Annotated in this window: 17 protein-coding genes; 3 read left to right on the top strand and 14 right to left on the bottom strand. The window is 70.5% G+C overall.

Going from position 1 to position 17,968, the window contains the following annotated elements:
- The 8 genes from lepB to proS all read right to left on the bottom strand — a co-directional run.
- The coding region (lepB, locus tag CA983_RS07075) for a signal peptidase I (RefSeq protein ID WP_086600015.1) at window positions 1-681 on the bottom strand (681 nt) is incomplete at its 3' end.
- A gap of 45 nt (window positions 682-726) precedes the next feature.
- Entirely contained in the window at window positions 727-1,077 is a 351-nt protein-coding gene (gene rplS, locus CA983_RS07070) for a 50S ribosomal protein L19 (protein ID WP_086600014.1), read from the bottom strand.
- Window positions 1,078-1,212: 135 nt separating this feature from the next.
- Window positions 1,213-2,046: a tRNA (guanosine(37)-N1)-methyltransferase TrmD gene (gene trmD, locus CA983_RS07065; RefSeq protein WP_020270728.1), complete on the bottom strand. Its 834-nt coding sequence runs from the start codon at window positions 2,044-2,046 to the stop codon at window positions 1,213-1,215.
- Window positions 2,046-2,606 carry a ribosome maturation factor RimM gene (rimM, locus tag CA983_RS07060; RefSeq protein ID WP_086600013.1) on the bottom strand — a complete coding sequence of 187 codons (561 nt, stop codon included), beginning with the start codon at window positions 2,604-2,606 and terminating at the stop codon, window positions 2,046-2,048. The genes trmD and rimM overlap by 1 nt, the downstream gene beginning before the upstream one ends.
- An 80-nt stretch (window positions 2,607-2,686) precedes the next feature.
- Window positions 2,687-2,926 (bottom strand): RNA-binding protein, encoded by a 240-nt coding sequence (locus CA983_RS07055; RefSeq protein ID WP_005479813.1) that lies wholly within the window; start codon window positions 2,924-2,926, stop codon window positions 2,687-2,689.
- A 2-nt stretch (window positions 2,927-2,928) separates the two neighbouring features.
- The gene (gene rpsP / locus CA983_RS07050; RefSeq protein ID WP_059421895.1) at window positions 2,929-3,348 is read right to left on the bottom strand and encodes a 30S ribosomal protein S16; all 420 of its coding nucleotides are present in this window, start codon (window positions 3,346-3,348) and stop codon (window positions 2,929-2,931) included.
- Window positions 3,349-3,628: 280 nt separating this feature from the next.
- Window positions 3,629-4,237 (bottom strand): hypothetical protein, encoded by a 609-nt coding sequence (locus tag CA983_RS07045; protein WP_010044496.1) that lies wholly within the window; start codon window positions 4,235-4,237, stop codon window positions 3,629-3,631.
- A 250-nt stretch (window positions 4,238-4,487) separates the two neighbouring features.
- The gene (gene proS, locus CA983_RS07040) at window positions 4,488-5,903 is read right to left on the bottom strand and encodes a proline--tRNA ligase (protein ID WP_086600012.1); all 1,416 of its coding nucleotides are present in this window, start codon (window positions 5,901-5,903) and stop codon (window positions 4,488-4,490) included.
- A 199-nt stretch (window positions 5,904-6,102) separates the two neighbouring features.
- Here proS and CA983_RS07035 point away from each other — a divergent pair, with 199 nt between their 5' ends.
- On the top strand, window positions 6,103-6,957 hold the full coding sequence (locus CA983_RS07035; RefSeq protein ID WP_086600011.1) for a methyltransferase domain-containing protein: 855 nt from the start codon (window positions 6,103-6,105) through the stop codon (window positions 6,955-6,957).
- Window positions 6,958-7,093: 136 nt separating this feature from the next.
- A complete protein-coding gene (locus CA983_RS07030; protein ID WP_086600010.1) occupies window positions 7,094-7,696 on the top strand; it encodes a hypothetical protein in 603 nt (200 codons plus the stop codon).
- 118 nt (window positions 7,697-7,814) lie between these two features.
- Here CA983_RS07030 and ffh read toward each other — a convergent pair whose 3' ends face one another.
- From ffh to nsdA, 5 genes are all read right to left on the bottom strand, one after another.
- On the bottom strand, window positions 7,815-9,365 hold the full coding sequence (gene ffh / locus CA983_RS07025) for a signal recognition particle protein (protein ID WP_086600009.1): 1,551 nt from the start codon (window positions 9,363-9,365) through the stop codon (window positions 7,815-7,817).
- Window positions 9,366-9,448: 83 nt separating this feature from the next.
- The gene (locus CA983_RS07020) at window positions 9,449-11,896 is read right to left on the bottom strand and encodes a [protein-PII] uridylyltransferase (protein WP_086600008.1); all 2,448 of its coding nucleotides are present in this window, start codon (window positions 11,894-11,896) and stop codon (window positions 9,449-9,451) included.
- Window positions 11,897-11,924: 28 nt separating this feature from the next.
- Complete coding sequence (locus CA983_RS07015; RefSeq protein ID WP_003993253.1) at window positions 11,925-12,263, bottom strand: P-II family nitrogen regulator; 339 nt, start codon at window positions 12,261-12,263, stop codon at window positions 11,925-11,927.
- The gene (locus tag CA983_RS07010) at window positions 12,260-13,618 is read right to left on the bottom strand and encodes an ammonium transporter (RefSeq protein WP_086600007.1); all 1,359 of its coding nucleotides are present in this window, start codon (window positions 13,616-13,618) and stop codon (window positions 12,260-12,262) included. Before CA983_RS07010 ends, CA983_RS07015 begins: the two co-directional genes overlap by 4 nt.
- 340 nt (window positions 13,619-13,958) lie before the next feature.
- On the bottom strand, window positions 13,959-15,458 hold the full coding sequence (nsdA, locus tag CA983_RS07005; RefSeq protein ID WP_086600006.1) for a transcriptional repressor NsdA: 1,500 nt from the start codon (window positions 15,456-15,458) through the stop codon (window positions 13,959-13,961).
- Between the two features lie 445 nt (window positions 15,459-15,903).
- Here nsdA and CA983_RS07000 point away from each other — a divergent pair, with 445 nt between their 5' ends.
- Window positions 15,904-16,569: a bifunctional DNA primase/polymerase gene (locus CA983_RS07000; protein ID WP_086600005.1), complete on the top strand. Its 666-nt coding sequence runs from the start codon at window positions 15,904-15,906 to the stop codon at window positions 16,567-16,569.
- 111 nt (window positions 16,570-16,680) lie between these two features.
- On the opposite strand, the gene ftsY is transcribed toward CA983_RS07000, so the two are convergent.
- Window positions 16,681-17,880: a signal recognition particle-docking protein FtsY gene (gene ftsY / locus CA983_RS06995; RefSeq protein WP_086600004.1), complete on the bottom strand. Its 1,200-nt coding sequence runs from the start codon at window positions 17,878-17,880 to the stop codon at window positions 16,681-16,683.
- Window positions 17,881-17,968 lie beyond the last annotated feature (88 nt).

Below are 17,968 nucleotides of genomic sequence, written 5' to 3'. Positions count from 1 at the left end.
CGCGTAGGCGTCGGGGCGGTGCAGCCGGGTGGCGTGGCCGAAGGGCCAGACGATCCAGTCGGCGCGGCCGATCACCTCGTCGACCGGGACCATGCCGCCGCCCGGTGAGCCGAGGTGGTCACGGGAGTCGCTGGAGTCGCCGCGGTGGTCACCGAGGACGAACAGAGTGCCGGCGGGGACGGCGACGTCGAAGGGCACCGTGGAGGGGCTGTCTCCGGGGTACAGGAAGCCCGACTCGTCGACCGGCCGGCCGTTCACCTGGATCCTCCCCTCCTCGTCACAGCAGACGACGTGGTCTCCCCCCACGCCGACAACGCGTTTGATGTAGTCCGCGTGCCCGAAATACCCGGTCCCGTCGAACACCACGATGTCTCCCCGCCGCGGCTCGGCACCGAAACGGTACGCCAACTTATTTACGAGAACCCGGTCCCCGATCCTCAATCCCTGTTCCATGGATCCGCTGGGGATCTGGAACGGCCGCAGCACGAACGTGCTGAGCAGCAGCAGGAAGAGCAGGCAGGCCAGCAGCGTCAGAGTGATCCGGCCGCCCGGGACCCACTCGGTGACACGCGACAACGCGAAACGCGACCGTTCCTCCGGCCCTCCGGGATCCGAGGTGTCCTCGGAGTCGGAAGGGCGGGAGGAGCGGTCGCGCTCCGCGTGCTGAGCTTCGGTGTCCATCGGAGCCAGATGCTATCCGGCCCCGACACGAACCCCGGAGAGCGCTCAGTTCTCGCGCTTCTCCTTGATCTTCGCGGCCTTGCCGCGCAGCTCGCGCAGGTAGTACAGCTTGGCGCGGCGGACGTCACCCTTGGTGACGAGCTCGATCTTCTCCACGATCGGGGTGTGCACCGGGAAGGTGCGCTCGACGCCGACGGAGAAGGAGACCTTGCGGACCGTGAAGGTCTCGCGGACGCCGGAGCCCTGGCGGCGGATCACGACGCCCTTGAACTGCTGCACACGGGAGCGGTTGCCCTCGATGACGCGGACGTGCACGTTGACCGTGTCGCCCGGGCGGAAGGCGGGGACGTCGCTGCGCAGCGACGCGGTGTCGACGGTGTCGAGCAGGTGAGACATTTCGTCTGCTTTCCTCGCTGATGCCACAGGTCATCAACGGAAACTAGGTGGATCGGATCAGGGCTGTGCGAGTCGGAGCGGGCGTCGTCTCCCCCTGTGGCAGGGGCGCGCGCCGGACGGACGCACAACAGCTGGCTATTCTTCCACGCCGTCGGTCCTGCGCCAAAATCGGCCGTACGGCTCCCCCTCGGGGTCCGGTTCCCAGCCCAGGATGGACAGCATCTCGCGGTCCTTCTTGTCGAAGGCCTTGGGGTCGCAGCGCTCGATGAGGTCGGGCCGGTGGGCCGTCGTGCGCTTCAGGGCCTCGTCCCGCCGCCACCGGGCGATCTTCCCGTGGTGGCCGCTGAGCAGCACGTCGGGGATGTCCCGGCCGCGCCACTCGGGCGGCTTGGTGTAGACGGGCCCTTCCAGCAGGCTCGCCATGGCTCCGGGTGCGAAGGAGTCGTCCCGGTGGGACTCGGCGTTGCCCAGGACGCCGGGCAGCAGCCGCGCCACGGCCTCCGTGACGACCAGGACGGCCGCCTCGCCGCCGGCCAGGACGTAGTCGCCGATGGACACCTCGTACACCGGCATCCGCGTCGCGTACTCGTCGACGACCCGGCGGTCGATGCCCTCGTAGCGGGCCGGCGTGAAGATCAGCCAGGGGCGCTCGGAGAGGTGGACGGCGAGCTCCTGGGTGAAGGGGCGGCCGCTGGGCGTGGGCACGATGAGGGCCGGCGCGTGGGAGCCGGTCTCATAGCCGTCGGCCAGGACGGAGTCCAGCGCCTCCCCCCAGGGCTCGGTCTTCATGACCATGCCGGGGCCGCCGCCGTAGGGCGTGTCGTCGACGGTGTTGTGGCGGTCGTAGGTCCACGAGCGCAGGTCGTGGACGTGCACGTTCAGCTGTCCACGCGCGCGTGCCTTGCCCACGAGGGAGACGTTCAGCGGTTCCAGGTACTCGGGGAAGATCGTGACGACGTCGAGGCGCATCACGACTCTTCCCGGCCGGAGACGTCTTCCCGGCTGGAGGCGATCTCGGCGCGGTCGTCGATCAGGCCCGGCGGCGGGGTGATGACGGCCTTCTGCTCCTCCAGGTCGATCTCGGCGACGATCTCCTCGACGAAGGGGATCATCACCTCGCTGCCGTCCGGACGTTCCACGATGAACAGGTCCTGGGTGGGCAGGTGCGAGATCTCCGTGATCCGGCCGACCTCCGTGCCGTCCGCGGTGACCACGTCGAGGTCGATCAGCTGGTGGTCGTAGTACTCGTCCTCGCCCTCGGGCAGTTCCTCCGGGTCGACATCGGCGATCAGGAGGGTGTTGCGCAGGGCCTCGGCGCCGGTGCGGTCGCTGACGCCCTCGAAGCGCAGCAGGAGACGGCCGCTGTGGACGCGGCCCGTCTCGATGGTGAGCGGTCCCGCGGAAGCGGGATCGGTGGTGAGTACGGCGCCGGGGGCGAGCCTCAGTTCCGGCTCGTCGGTCCGTACCTCGACGGTGACCTCGCCCTTGATGCCATGGGCACGGCCGATCCGTGCGACTACCAGCTGCACGTGTCCAGTCTCCTGTCATACGACTGCGGGCCGGGGACGGCCCTCAGGCCCTCCCCGGCCCGAGCCGGTTGCGATAAGCGTCAGCGGACGTGGTCCACGTCGACGAGGTCGACGCGGACACCGCGACCGCCGATGGCGCCCACGACGGTACGCAGGGCGCGTGCGGTGCGGCCGTTGCGGCCGATCACCTTGCCGAGGTCGTCCGGGTGGACCCGGACCTCGAGCACCCGCCCGCGGCGCAGGTCGCGCGAGGCGACCTGCACATCGTCAGGGTTGTCGACGATGCCCTTCACGAGGTGCTCGAGAGCCTCCTCGAGCATGCTCAGGCCTCGGTCGAAGCGGACTCGGCGGAAGCCTCGTCCTTCTTCTCAGCCTTCTTCTTCTGGGTGATCGCCTCACCCTTGCCCTCGTCGTCACCGCCGAGAGCCTCGAACGACGGACGCGCGGCCTTCTCGGGCTGCGTCAGCAGCGGAGCCGGGGCGGGCTCGCCCTTGAACTTCTGCCAGTCGCCGGTCTTCTTGAGGATGGCCATCACGGGCTCGGTCGGCTGCGCGCCGACACCGAGCCAGTACGCCACACGCTCGGCGTCGACCTCGATCACCGACGGGTTGTACGTCGGGTGGTACTTGCCGATCTCCTCGATCGCACGACCGTCACGACGGGTACGGGAGTCGGCGACGACGATGCGGTAGTGAGGCGAACGGATCTTGCCCAGACGCTTCAGCTTGATCTTGACTGCCACGGGAGTGGGTTCTCCTGGATTTGACGTGGTTGGGCACGGCGAGATGGCCGCGTGGGGTTGCGGTACCCGAGTGCCCGATGGACGCGTCAGCCGGAGGAGAGAGGGGTCCTGTGCGGCTGTCGAGTACAGCTAGCCATTGTGCCACACCCTGGGGGTCACTCTTGGCCAGGGGTGAGGCACCGTGCGGGCACGCCGAGCCGGCACCCGGCGTGGAGGTGAGGTACGTCGGGTGCCCTGCGCGCTGTCCCGACCGGCAGCCACGAGATGCCGGTTGTGGACGTCAGCCGGCCACCGCCCCCGCTCCCACGACGTCCGGGATCCGGAACGGCTTGCCGCAGCCGCCGCAGACGATGGGCGCCTGGGCGAGGACCGACGGTACGACGCGTACGTTGCGGCCGCAGTCGCAGACCGCCTTGACGCGGACGCCGCCGCCGGAGGAGCCGTGCCGGGCGGCCGGGCCCCGGAAGGTGCGGGAGGTGTCGGATGAGGTCGCGGCCGTGTGGGCCTTCAGGGCGCGCTGGAGGCGCTCCATCGTCGGGCGGTAGCGGCGCTTCGCCTCGGGGGTGAGCGTGACCAGGGAGAAACCGCTGCTGGGATGCGGTTCCTCGGGGTGGTCCAGGCCCAGCTCCTCGGCGATCGCGAGGAATCTGCGGTTGTGGTAGCGGCCGGCACGGGAGGTGTCGCGGACGCCGCGGGCGGCGGCGATGCCATGGACTGCCTCATGGAGCAGTCGCTCGAAGGAGAGCTCGTGACCGCACGCGGACGACGACTCCCCGATCAGGGACTCTGGCGCGGCAAGGTCGGGCAGCTCGGGGTGGTACCGCTGAATGTCGGCCCACGCCTGTGCCAGCTCTGCGGCGAGAACAGGTGGTGTCTGTGTCGTGCTCACGTAATGACAACGAGCCGGGGTGCCCCAGTGTTCCGATTCCGGGGCATCCCAAATAATTTGCACGTACCCGTCAGTTGCCTCTGATGCGTCCCGACGAGGGCGGGTGCGCTGATCTGGGGAGAAGCCTCGCAGCTCACCACAAGGTGGTGCGTAGTCCCGCGTACGTCCCGGCGCGTAGATGATGTCTGTGCGCCGGGGACTTTGGGTTCCGCAGTTACGCAAGAGGCATTTCGGTCGCCTTGCGCCCCACTCAGTAAGCGCGTGCGACGACCGCGACGTTACCGGGTGCGTCGTCGGCGTCCGGCACCGACCCGTCCTCGGCGACCAGACACCGTACGGTCACCGCGTGGTCGGCCAGCTTGGCCTCGCCCTCCTCGCCGAGCACCGCCCACGGGATGCGCGCCCAGCCGCCGGCGCCGGCCACCTCGACGGCCTCGTCGATCGTCGCGACCTCGGTGGTACGGGACTCGCGGCGCTCCCGGGACTGCTTCAACAGCAGCGCCTGGTCCTCTTCGAGGACCTTCGGCAACAACGGCACCAGGGCGTCCAGGGAGACCGGCTCCTTGCCGCCCGGGATACGGCGGGCCAGCATCGCGGTGCCGTTCTCCAGGTCGCGCGGGCCGATCTCGATGCGGACCGGCACACCCTTGAGCTCCCAGTCGACGGCGCGGCGGCCGAAGGGGGTGTCGGTGCGGTCGTCGACGTGGACACGGATCCCGGCCGCCTTCAGCCGGTCGCCGAGCTCGCGGACCTTGGCCAGAACCGCTTCATCGCCCTTGATCGCGAGCACCACGGCCTGGATCTGCGCCAGCCGCGGCGGGACGCGCAGGCCGTTGTCGTCGCCGTGCATCATCACCAGGGCGCCGATCATGCGGGTCGTGGAACCCCAGGAGGTCTGCCAGACCAGCTCCTGCCGGCCGTCCTTCGACAGGTACTGCGTGTTGAAGGCCTTGGCGAAGTTCTGGCCCAGTTCGTGGCTGGTGGCCATCTGCAGGGCCTTGCCGTCGCCCATCATGCCTTCGAGCGTGAGGGTGTTGATCGCGCCGGCGAACCGCTCCTTGACGGTCTTGCGGCCGGGGACGACGTCCATCGCGAGGACGTTCACCATGAAGTCCTCGTAGACCCGCCGGTGGATGTGGGCGGCGAAATCGCGCGCCTCCTCGTACGTGGCGTGCGCGGTGTGGCCCTCCTGCCAGAGGAACTCGGTGGTCCGCAGGAAGAGGCGGGGCCGCAGCTCCCAGCGCACGACGTTCGCCCACTGGTTGATGAGCAGCGGCAGATCGCGGTAGCTCTGCACCCACTTCGAGAAGTAGTCGTTGATGATCATCTCGGAGGTGGGTCGGACGACCGCCGGCTCCTCGAGTTCCTTGCCGCCGCCGTGCGTGACGACCGCGAGTTCCGGCGCGAAGCCCTCGACGTGGTCCGCCTCGCGGGTGAGGTACGACTGCGGGATCAGGAGCGGGAAGTACGCGTTCTGGGTGCCGGTCTCCTTGATGCGGGCGTCCATCTCGGCCTGCATCCGCTCCCACAGCCCGTACCCGTACGGTCGGATGACCATGGTGCCGCGCACCGGTCCGTTGTCGGCGAGCTCCGCCTTGGTGATCAAGTCCTGGTACCAGCGCGGGAAATCGTCCGCCTGGGGGGTGAGTACGGGTGCCTTGGCCATGGCGAGATGGTACGGGCCCGCGTTGCCGGAATGTGAAATCTCGCCATAGGCACATGACAACTCATATACCGAGCCGCATTCCACTGGACGACAGGTCGAGGGGGGAGTTTCCTGGCATACGGGGGTAGTGCGAGCGCACTGTCACGGGGGCCATGGAATCGGGCAAGAGGCAACTCTCGGCGGATTGGGGCGCTTACTTATGACACCTACGCTCGTGCGGCAGCAGCTGCCTCACGCGGGGGCCGCACCCCGCGTGGACCTGCGTGCACGCGCGCGTGACTGGTCCGAGATCCAGGAGCGGATGCTCGTACCGCTCTACGAGGCCGTCTACGAGCGACTGGACGTGGGTCCCGCGACGCGGCTGCTCGGCCTCGGCTGCGGTTCCGGACTCGCCCTGCTGATGGCCGCCGCCCGGGGAGCGGCGGTCACCGGTGTCGACGCATCCCCCGAAAGAATGGCCCTCGCACGGCAGCGGCTGCTGCCCGAGGCCGGGGCCACGCGCGCGCGTGCGGGAGCCCGGCTGGTCGACGGCTCCCCCCGGGACACGCTGGAGCCGGGCGCTCCCGCGTACACCCTGGTGACCGCCTTCGAGCCGATCGGGTGCCTCGCGGGCGACTCGGAGGGGCTGGGCGGGCTGCTCGCGGAGGCGACGCCGCTGGCGGGGCGCGGAGCGGCCGTGGTGCTGGCCGGCTGGGGTCCGCCGGAGCGATGCGCGACGACGTCCGTGCTGCGGGTCGCCACCAAGCTGGCGGAGCCGCTGCGCAGCACGGGCAGCTGGCGCCCCGCCCTCCGCGACGACCTGGAGGACGTCGCCCAGCGGGCCGGTCTCAAGCCGGACGGGTCCGGGCGGGTGGCGTGCCCCTTCGGGTACGCCGATGTGGACAGCGCGGTGCGCGGGCTCAAGTCGACGGGGCTGTTCGACGCGGCGATCACGGCGACGGACCAGGTGCAGGTGGACAAGGAGCTGACCGAGGCGCTGCATCCGCACCAGCGGCAGGACGGGACGGTGTGGATGCCGAACGTGTTCCGGTATCTGATCGCCCGGACACGGTGACGAGCAGGTCTTCAGTGCAGGTGTGAATGGTGTGAAGAAAGCACCATGAGGTCCTTTGGGTTTCACCAGGTTGATCATGAACGCTTAATGTGATCCACCGCTCGGGGGACCTACACATCTGCATACAGGAGCTGTTTTGCCGCACCACAAGACCGCGCTGCGTCTCGTCGCGCCCGTCGCCGTCCTCGCTCTGACGCTCACCGCCTGCGGTGGCGGCGACGACAAGGCCGACGCGAAGAGCCCGGACACCGAGAAGGCCAAGGTCTTCCCGTCGCCGGAGCCGACGTCCGGTGGCGAGCTGGGGACCGGCGAGAGCGCCACGGGCAAGGTCGCGGAGGACCCGGGAGCGGTCACCTACGACGTCGTGGCGCAGCAGGTCGACGTGGGCACCGAGGCGGAGGCGGCCAAGGCCGTGTCGGAGCCGGACAAGGTCAAGGGCATGGTGCTGGCCGTCGCCCACGTGAAGTACACGCACAAGAGCGGGCCCGCCCTCACCGACGGCTCCGACGTGCACGACGGCACCACGGTCTTCGCCGACGGGCAGCGCGGCAGCGTCCTCATCGGCGCGTCCGACGACGCGACGGGCTGCGAGGACCCGTACGACGTCGAGAGCTGGAAGCAGGGCGAGAGCCACGTCTTCTGCGAGACGTACGTGATCCCGGCGAACGCCAAGAGCGTCGAGGTCCACTGGTCCGAGGAGGACGGCGAGCCGTACATCTGGAAGTTCCCGAACGGCTGACCGGCGAGCCGGCGACGAACCACTGAGGGCGCCCCCCTTCGAAAAGGGGGGCGCCCTCAGCGCCGTTCAGGAACCCGCGCCGTACGGAAACGAGCGGCCGGCCGGTGAACTTCTTCAATCAGCCCATGAACTTCTTGAACTCGTCGGGGAGTTCGAAGTCCTTGGCGCCCTGCTGCGGCAGCCCGAAGGCGCCTCCGCCCTCGGCGGCGGCCGCACGGCGGGCGGCCTCCTCCTGCTCCTGCTGCTTGCGCTTCATCGGGTTGCCGGAGCGCTGCTTGCCCTTGGCCTGCTTCTGCTTCTTCTTCGCCCGGCCGGGACCGCCGCCCATGCCCGGCATGCCGGGCATCCCGGGCATGCCGCCGCCCTGGGCCATGCGGGACATCATCTTGCGGGCCTCGAAGAACCGCTCGACCAGGTTCTTCACCGCGCTGACGTCGACACCGGAACCCCGCGCGATCCGGGCGCGCCGCGAGCCGTTGATGATCGTCGGGTCCTGGCGCTCGACCGGGGTCATCGACTTGATGATCGCGGCCGTGCGGTCGACGTCCCGCTCGTCGAGGTTGTTGATCTGGTCCTTCATCTGGCCCATGCCCGGGAGCATGCCGAGCAGCTTGGAGATGGAGCCCATCTTCCTGACCTGCTCCATCTGGGCCAGGAAGTCGTCGAGGGTGAAGTCCTGGCCCTTCTTGGAGGCCAGCTTCTCGGCCATCTTCTGGGCTTCGGCCTGGTCGAAGGTCTTCTCCGCCTGCTCGATCAGGGTGAGCAGGTCACCCATGTCGAGGATGCGGGAGGCCATCCGGTCCGGGTGGAAGGCGTCGAAGTCGTCGAGCTTCTCGCCGTTCGACGCGAACATGATCGGCTTGCCGGTGACCTGCCGGATCGACAGGGCCGCACCACCGCGGGCGTCACCGTCGAGCTTGGAGAGCACCACGCCGTCGAAGCCGACGCCGTCGCGGAAGGCCTCGGCGGTGTTGACGGCGTCCTGACCGATCATCGCGTCGACGACGAACAGGATCTCGTCGGGGCTGACCGCGTCCCGGATGTCCGCGGCCTGCTGCATCATCTCCTGGTCGATGCCCAGGCGGCCGGCGGTGTCCACGATGACGATGTCGTGGACCTTGGACTTGGCGTGCTCGATGGAGTCCTTGGCGACCTTGACCGGGTCGCCGACGCCGTTGCCCGGCTCGGGCGCGTAGACCGCGACACCGGCGCGCTCGGCGACGACGCTGAGCTGGTTCACGGCGTTCGGGCGCTGGAGGTCACAGGCGACCAGCAGCGGCGAGTGGCCCTGCTCCTTCAGCCAGTGGCCGAGCTTGCCCGCGAGGGTGGTCTTACCGGCACCCTGCAGACCGGCCAGCATGATCACGGTGGGCGGCTGCTTGGCGAAGCGCAGGCGCCGGGTCTCACCGCCGAGGATGGTGACCAGTTCGTCGTTGACGATCTTGAGGACCTGCTGGGCCGGATTCAGCGCCTTGGAGACCTCGGCGCCGAGGGCGCGCTCCTTGACGTTCTTGATGAACGTCCGGACGACCGGAAGCGCCACGTCCGCCTCGAGCAGCGCGATCCGGATCTCGCGCGCCGTGGCGTCGATGTCCGCCTCGGAGAGCCGTCCCTTGCCGCGCAGGTTCTTGAAGGTCGCTGAGAGGCGATCGGAAAGAGTATCGAACACGGCGCTCGCGGTCCTCGGGGTCGGAGACAGACTGGGGAATCGCCCTCCAGGGTATCCCGGCGTGACAAGTCGCCGGGTCGCCCTCACCCACGCAGGGTCTCCTCCAGCTTCCGCGCCACCGACTCGGCCTCGTCGCCGGGCAGCGGCGCGCCCTCAGGGCCGGTGACGTAGAAGGCGTCCACGGCGTTGGCACCGAGCGTCGAGACGTGCGCGCTGCGCATCTGTACGCTCGCGTCCTCCAGGGCGCGGCCGATGCGGAACAGCAGGCCCGGGGCGTCCTGGGAGCGGACCTCGATGACGGTGGCCAGCCGGGATGCGGCGGGGTGGACCGACACCCGGGGCGGCGGGGCCACCACGCCCCGGCGCCGCGGATAGGCCGCGTCCCGTTCGGCGAGGCGGCCGGCGATGTCCAGGGAGCCGTCCAGCGCCCGCACGAGGTCGGCGCGCAGGCGGGCGGCCTGCGGCAGGGAGCCGTACTCGGCGGCGACCCGCCAGTCCAGCAGCAGGACGGTGCCGTCGACACCGTCCGGGAGGGTCAGCGACCGCAGCTCCGCCGTCCGTACGGTCAGCCGGTGCATGGCGAGGACACCGGCCACCGCGGGCAGCACACCCGGCTGCTCGGGCACGGCGATGAGCAGTTCCACGCCGAGCGGCTCGGGGTCGCCGGAGGGCTCCTGCCCGGCGGGCGGCTCGGTCTGCGCCCGCAGGGAGAGGACCGGGCTGCCCGTCGCGACCGCCTCGATGGCGAGCCGCTCCTGCTCGGCGGTCGGCGCGGCATCCTCGGGGTCGGCCGGGACGTCCCCGGCGAGCACCGCCGAGACCCGCTCGACCAGGTCGGCGACGAGCGAACCGCGCCAGGACGACCAGGCGGCCGGGCCGGTGGCCAGGGCGTCGGCCTCGGTGAGCGCGTGCAGCAGTTCCAGGGTGCCCTGGGAGCCGACGGCCTCGGCGACCGAGCGCACGGTGGCCGGGTCCTCCAGGTCACGCCGGGTGGCCGTCTCGACGAGCAGCAGGTGGTGCCGGACGAGGGTGGCGACGACCGTCACGTCGTGGCGGTCGAAGCCGATGCGGGCGGCCACGTCCTTGGCGATGATCTCGCCGGCCACCGAGTGGTCGCCGGGCCAGCCCTTGCCGATGTCGTGCAGCAGCGCGGCGACCAGCAGCAGGTCGGGGCGGCTGACGCGGCGGGTGAACTCGGAGGCGCGTACGGCGGTCTCGATGAGGTGCCGGTCGACGGTCCAGATGTGCACGGCGTTGCGMTGCGGGCGGCAGCGCACCCGTTCCCAGTCGGGCAGCAGCCGGGTGATCAGCCCCTCGGCCTCCAGCGCCTCCCAGACCTCGATGGTCGGGCGGCCGGAGCCGAGCAGGGTGACGAGCTGTTCGCGTGCCTCGGCGGGCCAGGGCGCGGGCAGCGGGCGCACGGTGGCCGCCATGCGCCGTACGGCGTGCAGGGAGAGAGGGAGCCCGGCCTGTGCGGCGGCGGCCGCGGCGCGCAGCGGCAGGACGGGGTCGCGCTCGGGGCGTGCGGCACGGGCGAGCACCACCTCGCCGTCCTGCTCCACCACGCCTTCGGCCAGCGGAGAACGCTCGGCGGTCGGCTTCCCGCCGCCCAGCATGGCGCGCAGCCGGGGCCGCACGGCGCGCGATCGCAACACGCGCCCCACCTCGCGCCATGTGACGTCACTGGCGTACGAGACGAGCCGCGCCGCCTCGTACACCTGCCGCAGCAGCGTGTCCGCGTCGAGCAGGCCGAGCTCGGCGGCCACCTGGTCCTGCTCCTGGAGGGCGAGCCGGTCGGTCGCCCGCCCGGTGGTCAGGTGCAGTGCGTCCCGTACGTCGAGGAGCCGGCGCCGGGCGTCGGCGAGGCCCTCGCGCGGGGCGTCGGCGAGCCAGGAGGCGGCGACGGCGCGCAGGGCGGTGGCGTCGCGCAGCCCGCCGCGCGCCTCCTTCAGGTCGGGCTCCAGGAGGTACTGCAACTCGCCCTGGCGCTCGGCGCGTTCCGCGCACAGCTCCTGGAGTTCGGGGAGGCGTTTGGGCGCCTGGTTGCGCCAGTCGGCCAGTACGGCCGTACGCAGCCCGGCCGTGAGGCCGAGGTCACCGGCGATGTGCCGGGCGTCCAGCAGGCCGAGCTGCACCTTGAGGTCCTCGCCGGAGGTCTTGCGGGCCTCGGCGGGCGTACGGACGGAGTGGTCGAGGGCCAGGCCCAGGTCCCAGACGGGGTACCAGAGCCGGTCGGCGAGGGCGGCGACCGCCTTGGGGTCGCTGCCGTCGTGCAGCAGGAGCAGGTCGAGGTCGCTGCGCGGGGAGAGTTCGCCGCGTCCGTAGCCGCCGACGGCGACCAGGGAGACCCCGCGCAGCCCCTCCGCGCCCGCGGTGAACAGGCCGGTGAGCCAGTCGTCGGTCAGTTCGGCCAGGGCCGCACGGCGCGGCGGCCCGGACCGCGCCTCCTCGGTGAGGAGACGCAGCCGGGCCGCCGCGTAGCCGCTGGGTCCCGAGTCTTCTGCTTCCTTCTGCACGTCCGTACCCGTCACCCAGCGACTCCTGTTCTGTTTTCCTGCCTCAGAGCGCGTCGGGACCGCGCTCGCCGGTCCGGACCCGTACGGCCGTGTCGACCGGGATGGACCAGACCTTGCCGTCACCGATCTTGCCGGTTCGGGCCGCCTTGACCACGACATCGATCAGCTGCTCGGCGTCGTCGTCCTCGACCAGGACCTCGATGCGGATCTTCGGGACCAGGTCGACGGTGTACTCGGCACCGCGGTAGACCTCGGTGTGGCCCCGCTGCCGACCGTAGCCGCTGGCCTCGGTGACCGTCAGGCCGTGCACGCCGAAGGCCTGGAGGGCTTCCTTGATCTCGTCGAGCCGGTGCGGCTTGACGACGGCGGTGATGAGCTTCATGCGTCCACCTTCTTGCTCTCGGCGCCGGCCACGGCGGCCGCGACGGTGCCGGTCTTGGCGGCACCGCCACCGGCGCCGCTGAAGTCGTATGCGGTCTCGGCGTGCTCGGCCTGGTCGATGCCGGCGATCTCGTCGTCCTCGGGGACCCGCATGCCGATGGTCTTGTCGAGGATGAAGGCGAGGAGCGCCGAGACGATCAGCGAGTAGGCGAGCACACCGCCGACACCGGCGAGCTGCTTCCACAGCTGGTCGAACGTGTGGTCGCCGTAGAAGACGCCCGCGGCATCGGACTGGCCCTTACCGCTGGCGAAGAAGCCGATCAGGATGGAGCCGACCACACCACCGACGAGGTGGACGCCCACGACGTCGAGCGAGTCGTCGTAGCCGAACTTGTACTTCAGGCCGACGGCCATGGCGCACAGGACACCGGCGATGGCGCCGACGGCGATCGCGCCCATCGGGGTGACCGAACCACCGGCCGGGGTGATGGCGACCAGACCCGCGACCGCACCGGAGGCGGCGCCCAGCGTGGTGAACGCGCCGTGGCGGATCTTCTCGTAGGCGAGCCAGGCCAGCATGGCGGCGGCGGTGGCGATCTGCGTGTTGACGAACATCAGGGAGCCGACGCCGTCGTCGTTGCCGAGCCACGAGCCGGCGTTGAAGCCGAACCAGCCGAACCACAGCAGACCGGCGCCGAGCATGACCAGCGGGAGGCTGTGCGGACGCATCGGGTCCCGCTTGAAGCCGACCCGCTTGCCGATGACCAGGATCACACCGAGCGCCGCGGCACCCGCGTTGATGTGGACCGCGGTACCACCGGCGAAGTCGATGACACCCATGTCGAAGGCCCAGCCGCCCGCGCCCCAGACCCAGTGGGCGACCGGGAAGTACACGACCGTGGCCCACAGCGTGATGAACAGCGCCCATGCCGAGAACTTCACGCGGTCCGCGAGGGCGCCGCTGATCAGGGCGGGTGTGATGATCGCGAACATCAGCTGGAAGACGAAGAAGACCAGCAGCGGGATGTTGTACGTCGTGCCGGCCGAGCTCCACAGCTCGCCCTTGTCGACGTTGCTGAGGCCGATCCAGTCCGAGTTCCAGCCGATGATGTGGCCGGAGTCGGTGCCGAACGCCATCGAGAAGCCGTACAGCACCCACAGGATGGTGACGATCCCGAGGCTGATGAAGCTCATCATCAGCATGTTCAGGGTGCTCTTGACGCGGACCATGCCTCCGTAGAAGAAGGCCAGGCCCGGGGTCATGAGCATCACCAGGGCGGAACAGATGAGCATGAACCCTGTGTTGGCGGCAGACAGCTTGGGTGCTTCTGCGGCAAGGGTGATGGCTGGTGCCATCGGCGTCTCCTCGTCGTTGGTACGGCCCCGTGCGGGCGAAGCCTCGAGCGGAATGAGGGGTGGGCCGGTTATGCGCCACGAGATTGGCGCAGCGCGGTTTCGGTGGAAGCCCCTCGTTGTTTCGCCGCCGTGACGAAGGCCCTCTGTGTGTTACGCCTCGATGAACTGCCGGATTGTGAGCGCGTCGATCGTTATCGTGACGCAATCTTCCGCGCGGAAGCGGGTCCGGCCGCGGTCGGCCTTCCGATGACCTGGCATGGGGGAGCCGAGTCGGGCAGTTCGGGAGGGCCGGCCGCGGCCGGGGTTCAGGGGGCGCGGGCAGATCCCCGGAGAGTGGGGCTCAGACCGCCTCGGCGGTCTCGGGCAGCTCGGCGGCCAGCCGCTCGGTGAGGTCGACGACTTCGCCGAGGTCACCGAAGTCGCGTGCGGCCGTGTCGACCGTCTTTCGGATACGAGTGTTGACCCGCTCGGAGCGGACCTTCTTGGCGACCTGCATGGCCTGGGAGGCGAAGACCGTGCACTGCTCGGGCTCGCGCTGGAGGAGGTTCACCGTGGCCATCCCGATCAGGTTCAGCGCGTACGACCGCTGGTGCTCGTCGTCCTCGGCGAAGAGCTCCACGGCCCGCTTCATCAGGGGTTCGGCCAGCGAGGCGTACGTGGGGCTGCGGCCGGCGACATAGGCCAGGTCGCGGTACGAATGCGAGTTCTCGCCGTACAGCTCGGCCTCGGAGAAGAAGCGGATCCAGTCGGGGTCGGGCTCGTCCCACTCGTCGGCCTCGGCGAAGGTGTCCTCGGCCATCCGGACCGCCCGCTTGCACTTGCCGGGCTGGCCCATGTTGGCGTAGGCGCGGGCCTCCATCGCATACAGCATCGACTGGGTGCGCGGGCTCGCGCAGTCCCGGCTGCCGTACTGCGCGAGGTGGATCAGCTCCAGCGCGTCGTCGGGCCGGCCGAGGTGGATCATCTGCCGGCTCATGCTGGACAGCACGTACGAACCGAGGGGCCGGTCACCGGCCTCCTTCGCGGCGTGCAGCGCGAGGACGAAGTACTTCTGCGCCGTCGGCTGGAGCCCGATGTCGTACGACATCCAGCCGGCCAGCTCGGCGAGTTCCGCGGCGACCTTGAACAGACGCCGGGTGGTGGCCTCGGGCTGGGGCTCCTGGAGCAGGTCCGTCACCTCGTGCAGCTGCCCGACGACCGCCTTGCGGCGCAGGCCGCCACCGCACTGGGCGTCCCACTGCCGGAACATCACGGTCGTGGACTCCAGCAGGTCCAGCTCGGGCTTGGAGAGCCGGCCGCGGGCCCGCCCGGACGGGCCTGATGCGGGCTCGGGCTCCGACCGCGGGGCCGGTGGCGAGGGGACGAGCCAGCGCTGCATGGGCTCGATGAGGGCCGGGCCCGCAGACAGGACCAGCGAGCTCCCGAGGAAGCCGCGCCGCGCCAGCATCAGGTCGCTGCGCGAGAACTCGCTGAGCAGGGCCACGGTCTGCGGGCCCGTCCAGGGCAGGTCGACGCCGGTCGCCGAGGGGGACTGGCGCGCCGTGCGCAGCCCCAGGTCCTCGACGGAGACGACGACGCCGAAGCGCTCCGAGAACAGCTCGGACAGGATCTTGGGGATCGGCTCGCGGGGGTTCTCGCCGTCGAGCCAGCGGCGCACGCGCGAGGTGTCCGTGGAGATGTGGTTGGCGCCGAGCTGGCGTGCCCTGCGGTTGACCTGGCGGGCCAGTTCACCCTTGGACCAGCCGCTGCGCACGAACCAGGAGGTGAGCAGCTCGTTCGGGCGCTTGTCGGCGTGCGTCGCGTTTGCAGCGTTCGTCCCGCTTCCGCCGTTGCCGCTCACTGGAACGCCCCCATCCCTGAGACCACTTGTCGCCGAGTGCGCCAAGGCCTATCAGCATGCCGGTTCGTACGGCCGTCCACCCGGTCCTTGTCGCCCTTCGAACGGAATACCGACTTGCCTCCGGCATACCCACGAGTGCATGTGCCCCCAGGACTCGTGCACACAAAGTAATCCTACGATCACCCGTCCAGCCATGGCTCACACGGAAACGCCACCATTCGCCACCCCAACGAATGAACTCACGGACGCGTCACCGCGATTCACTTGACACAGGACACCCAGGAGCGGGTGCAGCGATGCACTCAGGGGCGCGTGTCGCCAGGCACACCACCCTGGGCACTTCCGGGCGCCGAGTGAACCGATCGTCGCCGGGAAGGCGGGAACAGAGAGTCACGTCTCGCGTCCGCTGCGTAACTAGCGGTGGGTCGGACCCGTTGGAGGGGGCATGGGCTTCACGATCGGCATCAGCCGGGGCATGCGCGACATCCGGTCCGGCTCACGCCGCCGCGGCCGCACGTCGGACGGCACCGCCGTGGCCGAGTACACCGGCCTGTGGGGCTGGGACGTGGTGCCGGGCGCCCGGGCCGCGGCGGGCGCCTGTTCCTGCGGCCGCCGTGACTGCCCGGCAGCGGGCGCGCACCCGCTGGACTTCGCGCCGGTCGTTCCCGCCGGGGCGACGCTGGACGAGGTCACCGAGACCTGGGGCGAGTTCCCCGGCGCCTCGGTGATGCTGCCGGTCGGCCGGGCGTTCGACGTCATCGAGGTGGCCGAACCCGCCGGCTGCCGCGCGCTGGCCCGGCTGGAGCGCATGGGCCTGCCCGTCGGCCCCGTCGCGGTGACCCCGGACGGCCGCGCCCAGTTCTTCGTCGCCCCCGGCGCCGCCGCCGACCTGCCCGGCCTCCTCTACCGCATGGGCTGGGACGACCCGGCCGCCCTCGACCTGCGCGGCCTCGGCCCCGGCACGCACATCACGGCACCGCCCTCGGACCACGGCGGTCTCGGCCCGGTGCGCTGGCTGCGCTCCCCCGCCCTCGACTCGGCATCCAGGCCACCGGAGGCCCGCCTGGTACTGGGCACGCTGGCATATGTGGCGCACCGGTCACGGGCCTAGAGTCGCGCCCCACAACACAGCGAAGCGCCCGACCCCGACTGCATCTCGGGGGCGGGCGCTTCCCTGCTGTATACGGACGTCAGGAGCCCACGCTCCGGCGCTGTCCGCAGCTCACTCTCCGATAAGGGCGTCAACGAACGCCTCCGGCTCGAACGGTGCCAGGTCGTCCGCGCCCTCGCCGAGCCCGACCAGCTTGACGGGAACGCCCAGCTCGCGCTGGACCGCGACCACGATGCCGCCCTTGGCCGTGCCGTCCAGCTTGGTGAGGACGATGCCGGTGATGTCGACGACCTCGGCGAAGACCCGGGCCTGGACCAGGCCGTTCTGGCCGGTGGTGGCGTCGAGCACGAGCAGCACCTCGTCGACCGGGGCCTGCTTCTCCACGACCCGCTTGACCTTGCCGAGCTCGTCCATCAGGCCGGTCTTGGTGTGCAGGCGGCCGGCGGTGTCGATGAGCACGACGTTCGCGCCCATCTCCTTGCCCTCCTTGACCGCGTCGAAGGCGACGGAGGCCGGGTCGCCGCCCTCCGGTCCGCGCACGGTGTAGGCCCCGACGCGCTCACCCCAGGTCTGGAGCTGGTCGGCGGCGGCGGCCCGGAAGGTGTCGGCGGCGCCGAGGACGACGCTCTGCCCGTCGGCCACCAGGACACGGGCGAGCTTGCCGGTGGTGGTGGTCTTGCCGGTGCCGTTGACGCCGACGACCAGCACGATGCCCGGCTTGCGGTCCTCCGGCTCGGTCTTAACCGTGCGGTCCATGTCCCGGCCGACCAGCGTGATCAGTTCCTCACGCAGCAGGGTGCGCAGTTCCTCGGTGGTGCGGGTGCCGAGGACCTTCACGCGCTCGCGCAGACGCTCGACCAGTTCCTGGGTGGGCTGCACGCCGACGTCGGCGGTCAGCAGGGTGTCCTCGATCTCCTCCCAGGTGTCGTCGTCGAGGTGCTCGCGCGACAGCAGGGTCAGCAAGCCCTGGCCCAGAGCGTTCTGCGAGCGGGAGAGCCGGGCCCGCAGCCGGACCAGGCGGCCGGCGGTGGGCTCCGGGATCTCGATTGCGGGAGCCTCGGTGGGCGGCTCCTCGACGACGACCGGAGCCGAGCCGTCCGGGAGATCCACCTCCTCTATCGTGCGCCGCGGTTCCTCCCGCGGCGTCTCGGCCTCGTCGCCGACGTGCGGCTCGGCCGGTGGGGCGGTGATGTCGGGCGCTGCGGGCGGGGGCGGAGGCAGCTGCTTCTTGCGCCGGCTGCCGACGATGAGCCCGCCGAGCGCGCCGAGCACGACCACGGYGATGACTACAGCAAGGATGACGATTTCCATAACAAGCCCAGTATGGCGTGACCGCCCGCCCGGCAGTTCATTGTCCACGCGGGGCCGCGAAAGCCCCGCCGGGCTGGTTCCAACCCGG

Origin of the sequence: Streptomyces swartbergensis (assembly GCF_002148965.1) — a bacterium.
In the GTDB taxonomy this organism is placed as follows: domain Bacteria; phylum Actinomycetota; class Actinomycetes; order Streptomycetales; family Streptomycetaceae; genus Streptomyces; species Streptomyces swartbergensis.
Note: the sequence above shows the minus strand (reverse complement) of the source record. Positions and strands in the feature narration are given on the sequence as shown.

Coding starts and splice junctions, on each gene's coding strand:
- CA983_RS07000 (WP_086600005.1), top strand. CDS start 15,904: ATGGGCTTCACGATCGGCATCAGCCGGGGCATGCGCGACATCCGGTCC.
- CA983_RS07055 (WP_005479813.1), bottom strand. CDS start 2,926: ATGCTCGAGGAGGCTCTCGAGCACCTCGTGAAGGGCATCGTCGACAAC.
- proS (WP_086600012.1), bottom strand. CDS start 5,903: ATGGCCAAGGCACCCGTACTCACCCCCCAGGCGGACGATTTCCCGCGC.
- CA983_RS07015 (WP_003993253.1), bottom strand. CDS start 12,263: ATGAAGCTCATCACCGCCGTCGTCAAGCCGCACCGGCTCGACGAGATC.
- trmD (WP_020270728.1), bottom strand. CDS start 2,046: ATGCGCCTCGACGTCGTCACGATCTTCCCCGAGTACCTGGAACCGCTG.
- CA983_RS07010 (WP_086600007.1), bottom strand. CDS start 13,618: ATGGCACCAGCCATCACCCTTGCCGCAGAAGCACCCAAGCTGTCTGCC.
- CA983_RS07035 (WP_086600011.1), top strand. CDS start 6,103: ATGACACCTACGCTCGTGCGGCAGCAGCTGCCTCACGCGGGGGCCGCA.
- rplS (WP_086600014.1), bottom strand. CDS start 1,077: ATGTCTCACCTGCTCGACACCGTCGACACCGCGTCGCTGCGCAGCGAC.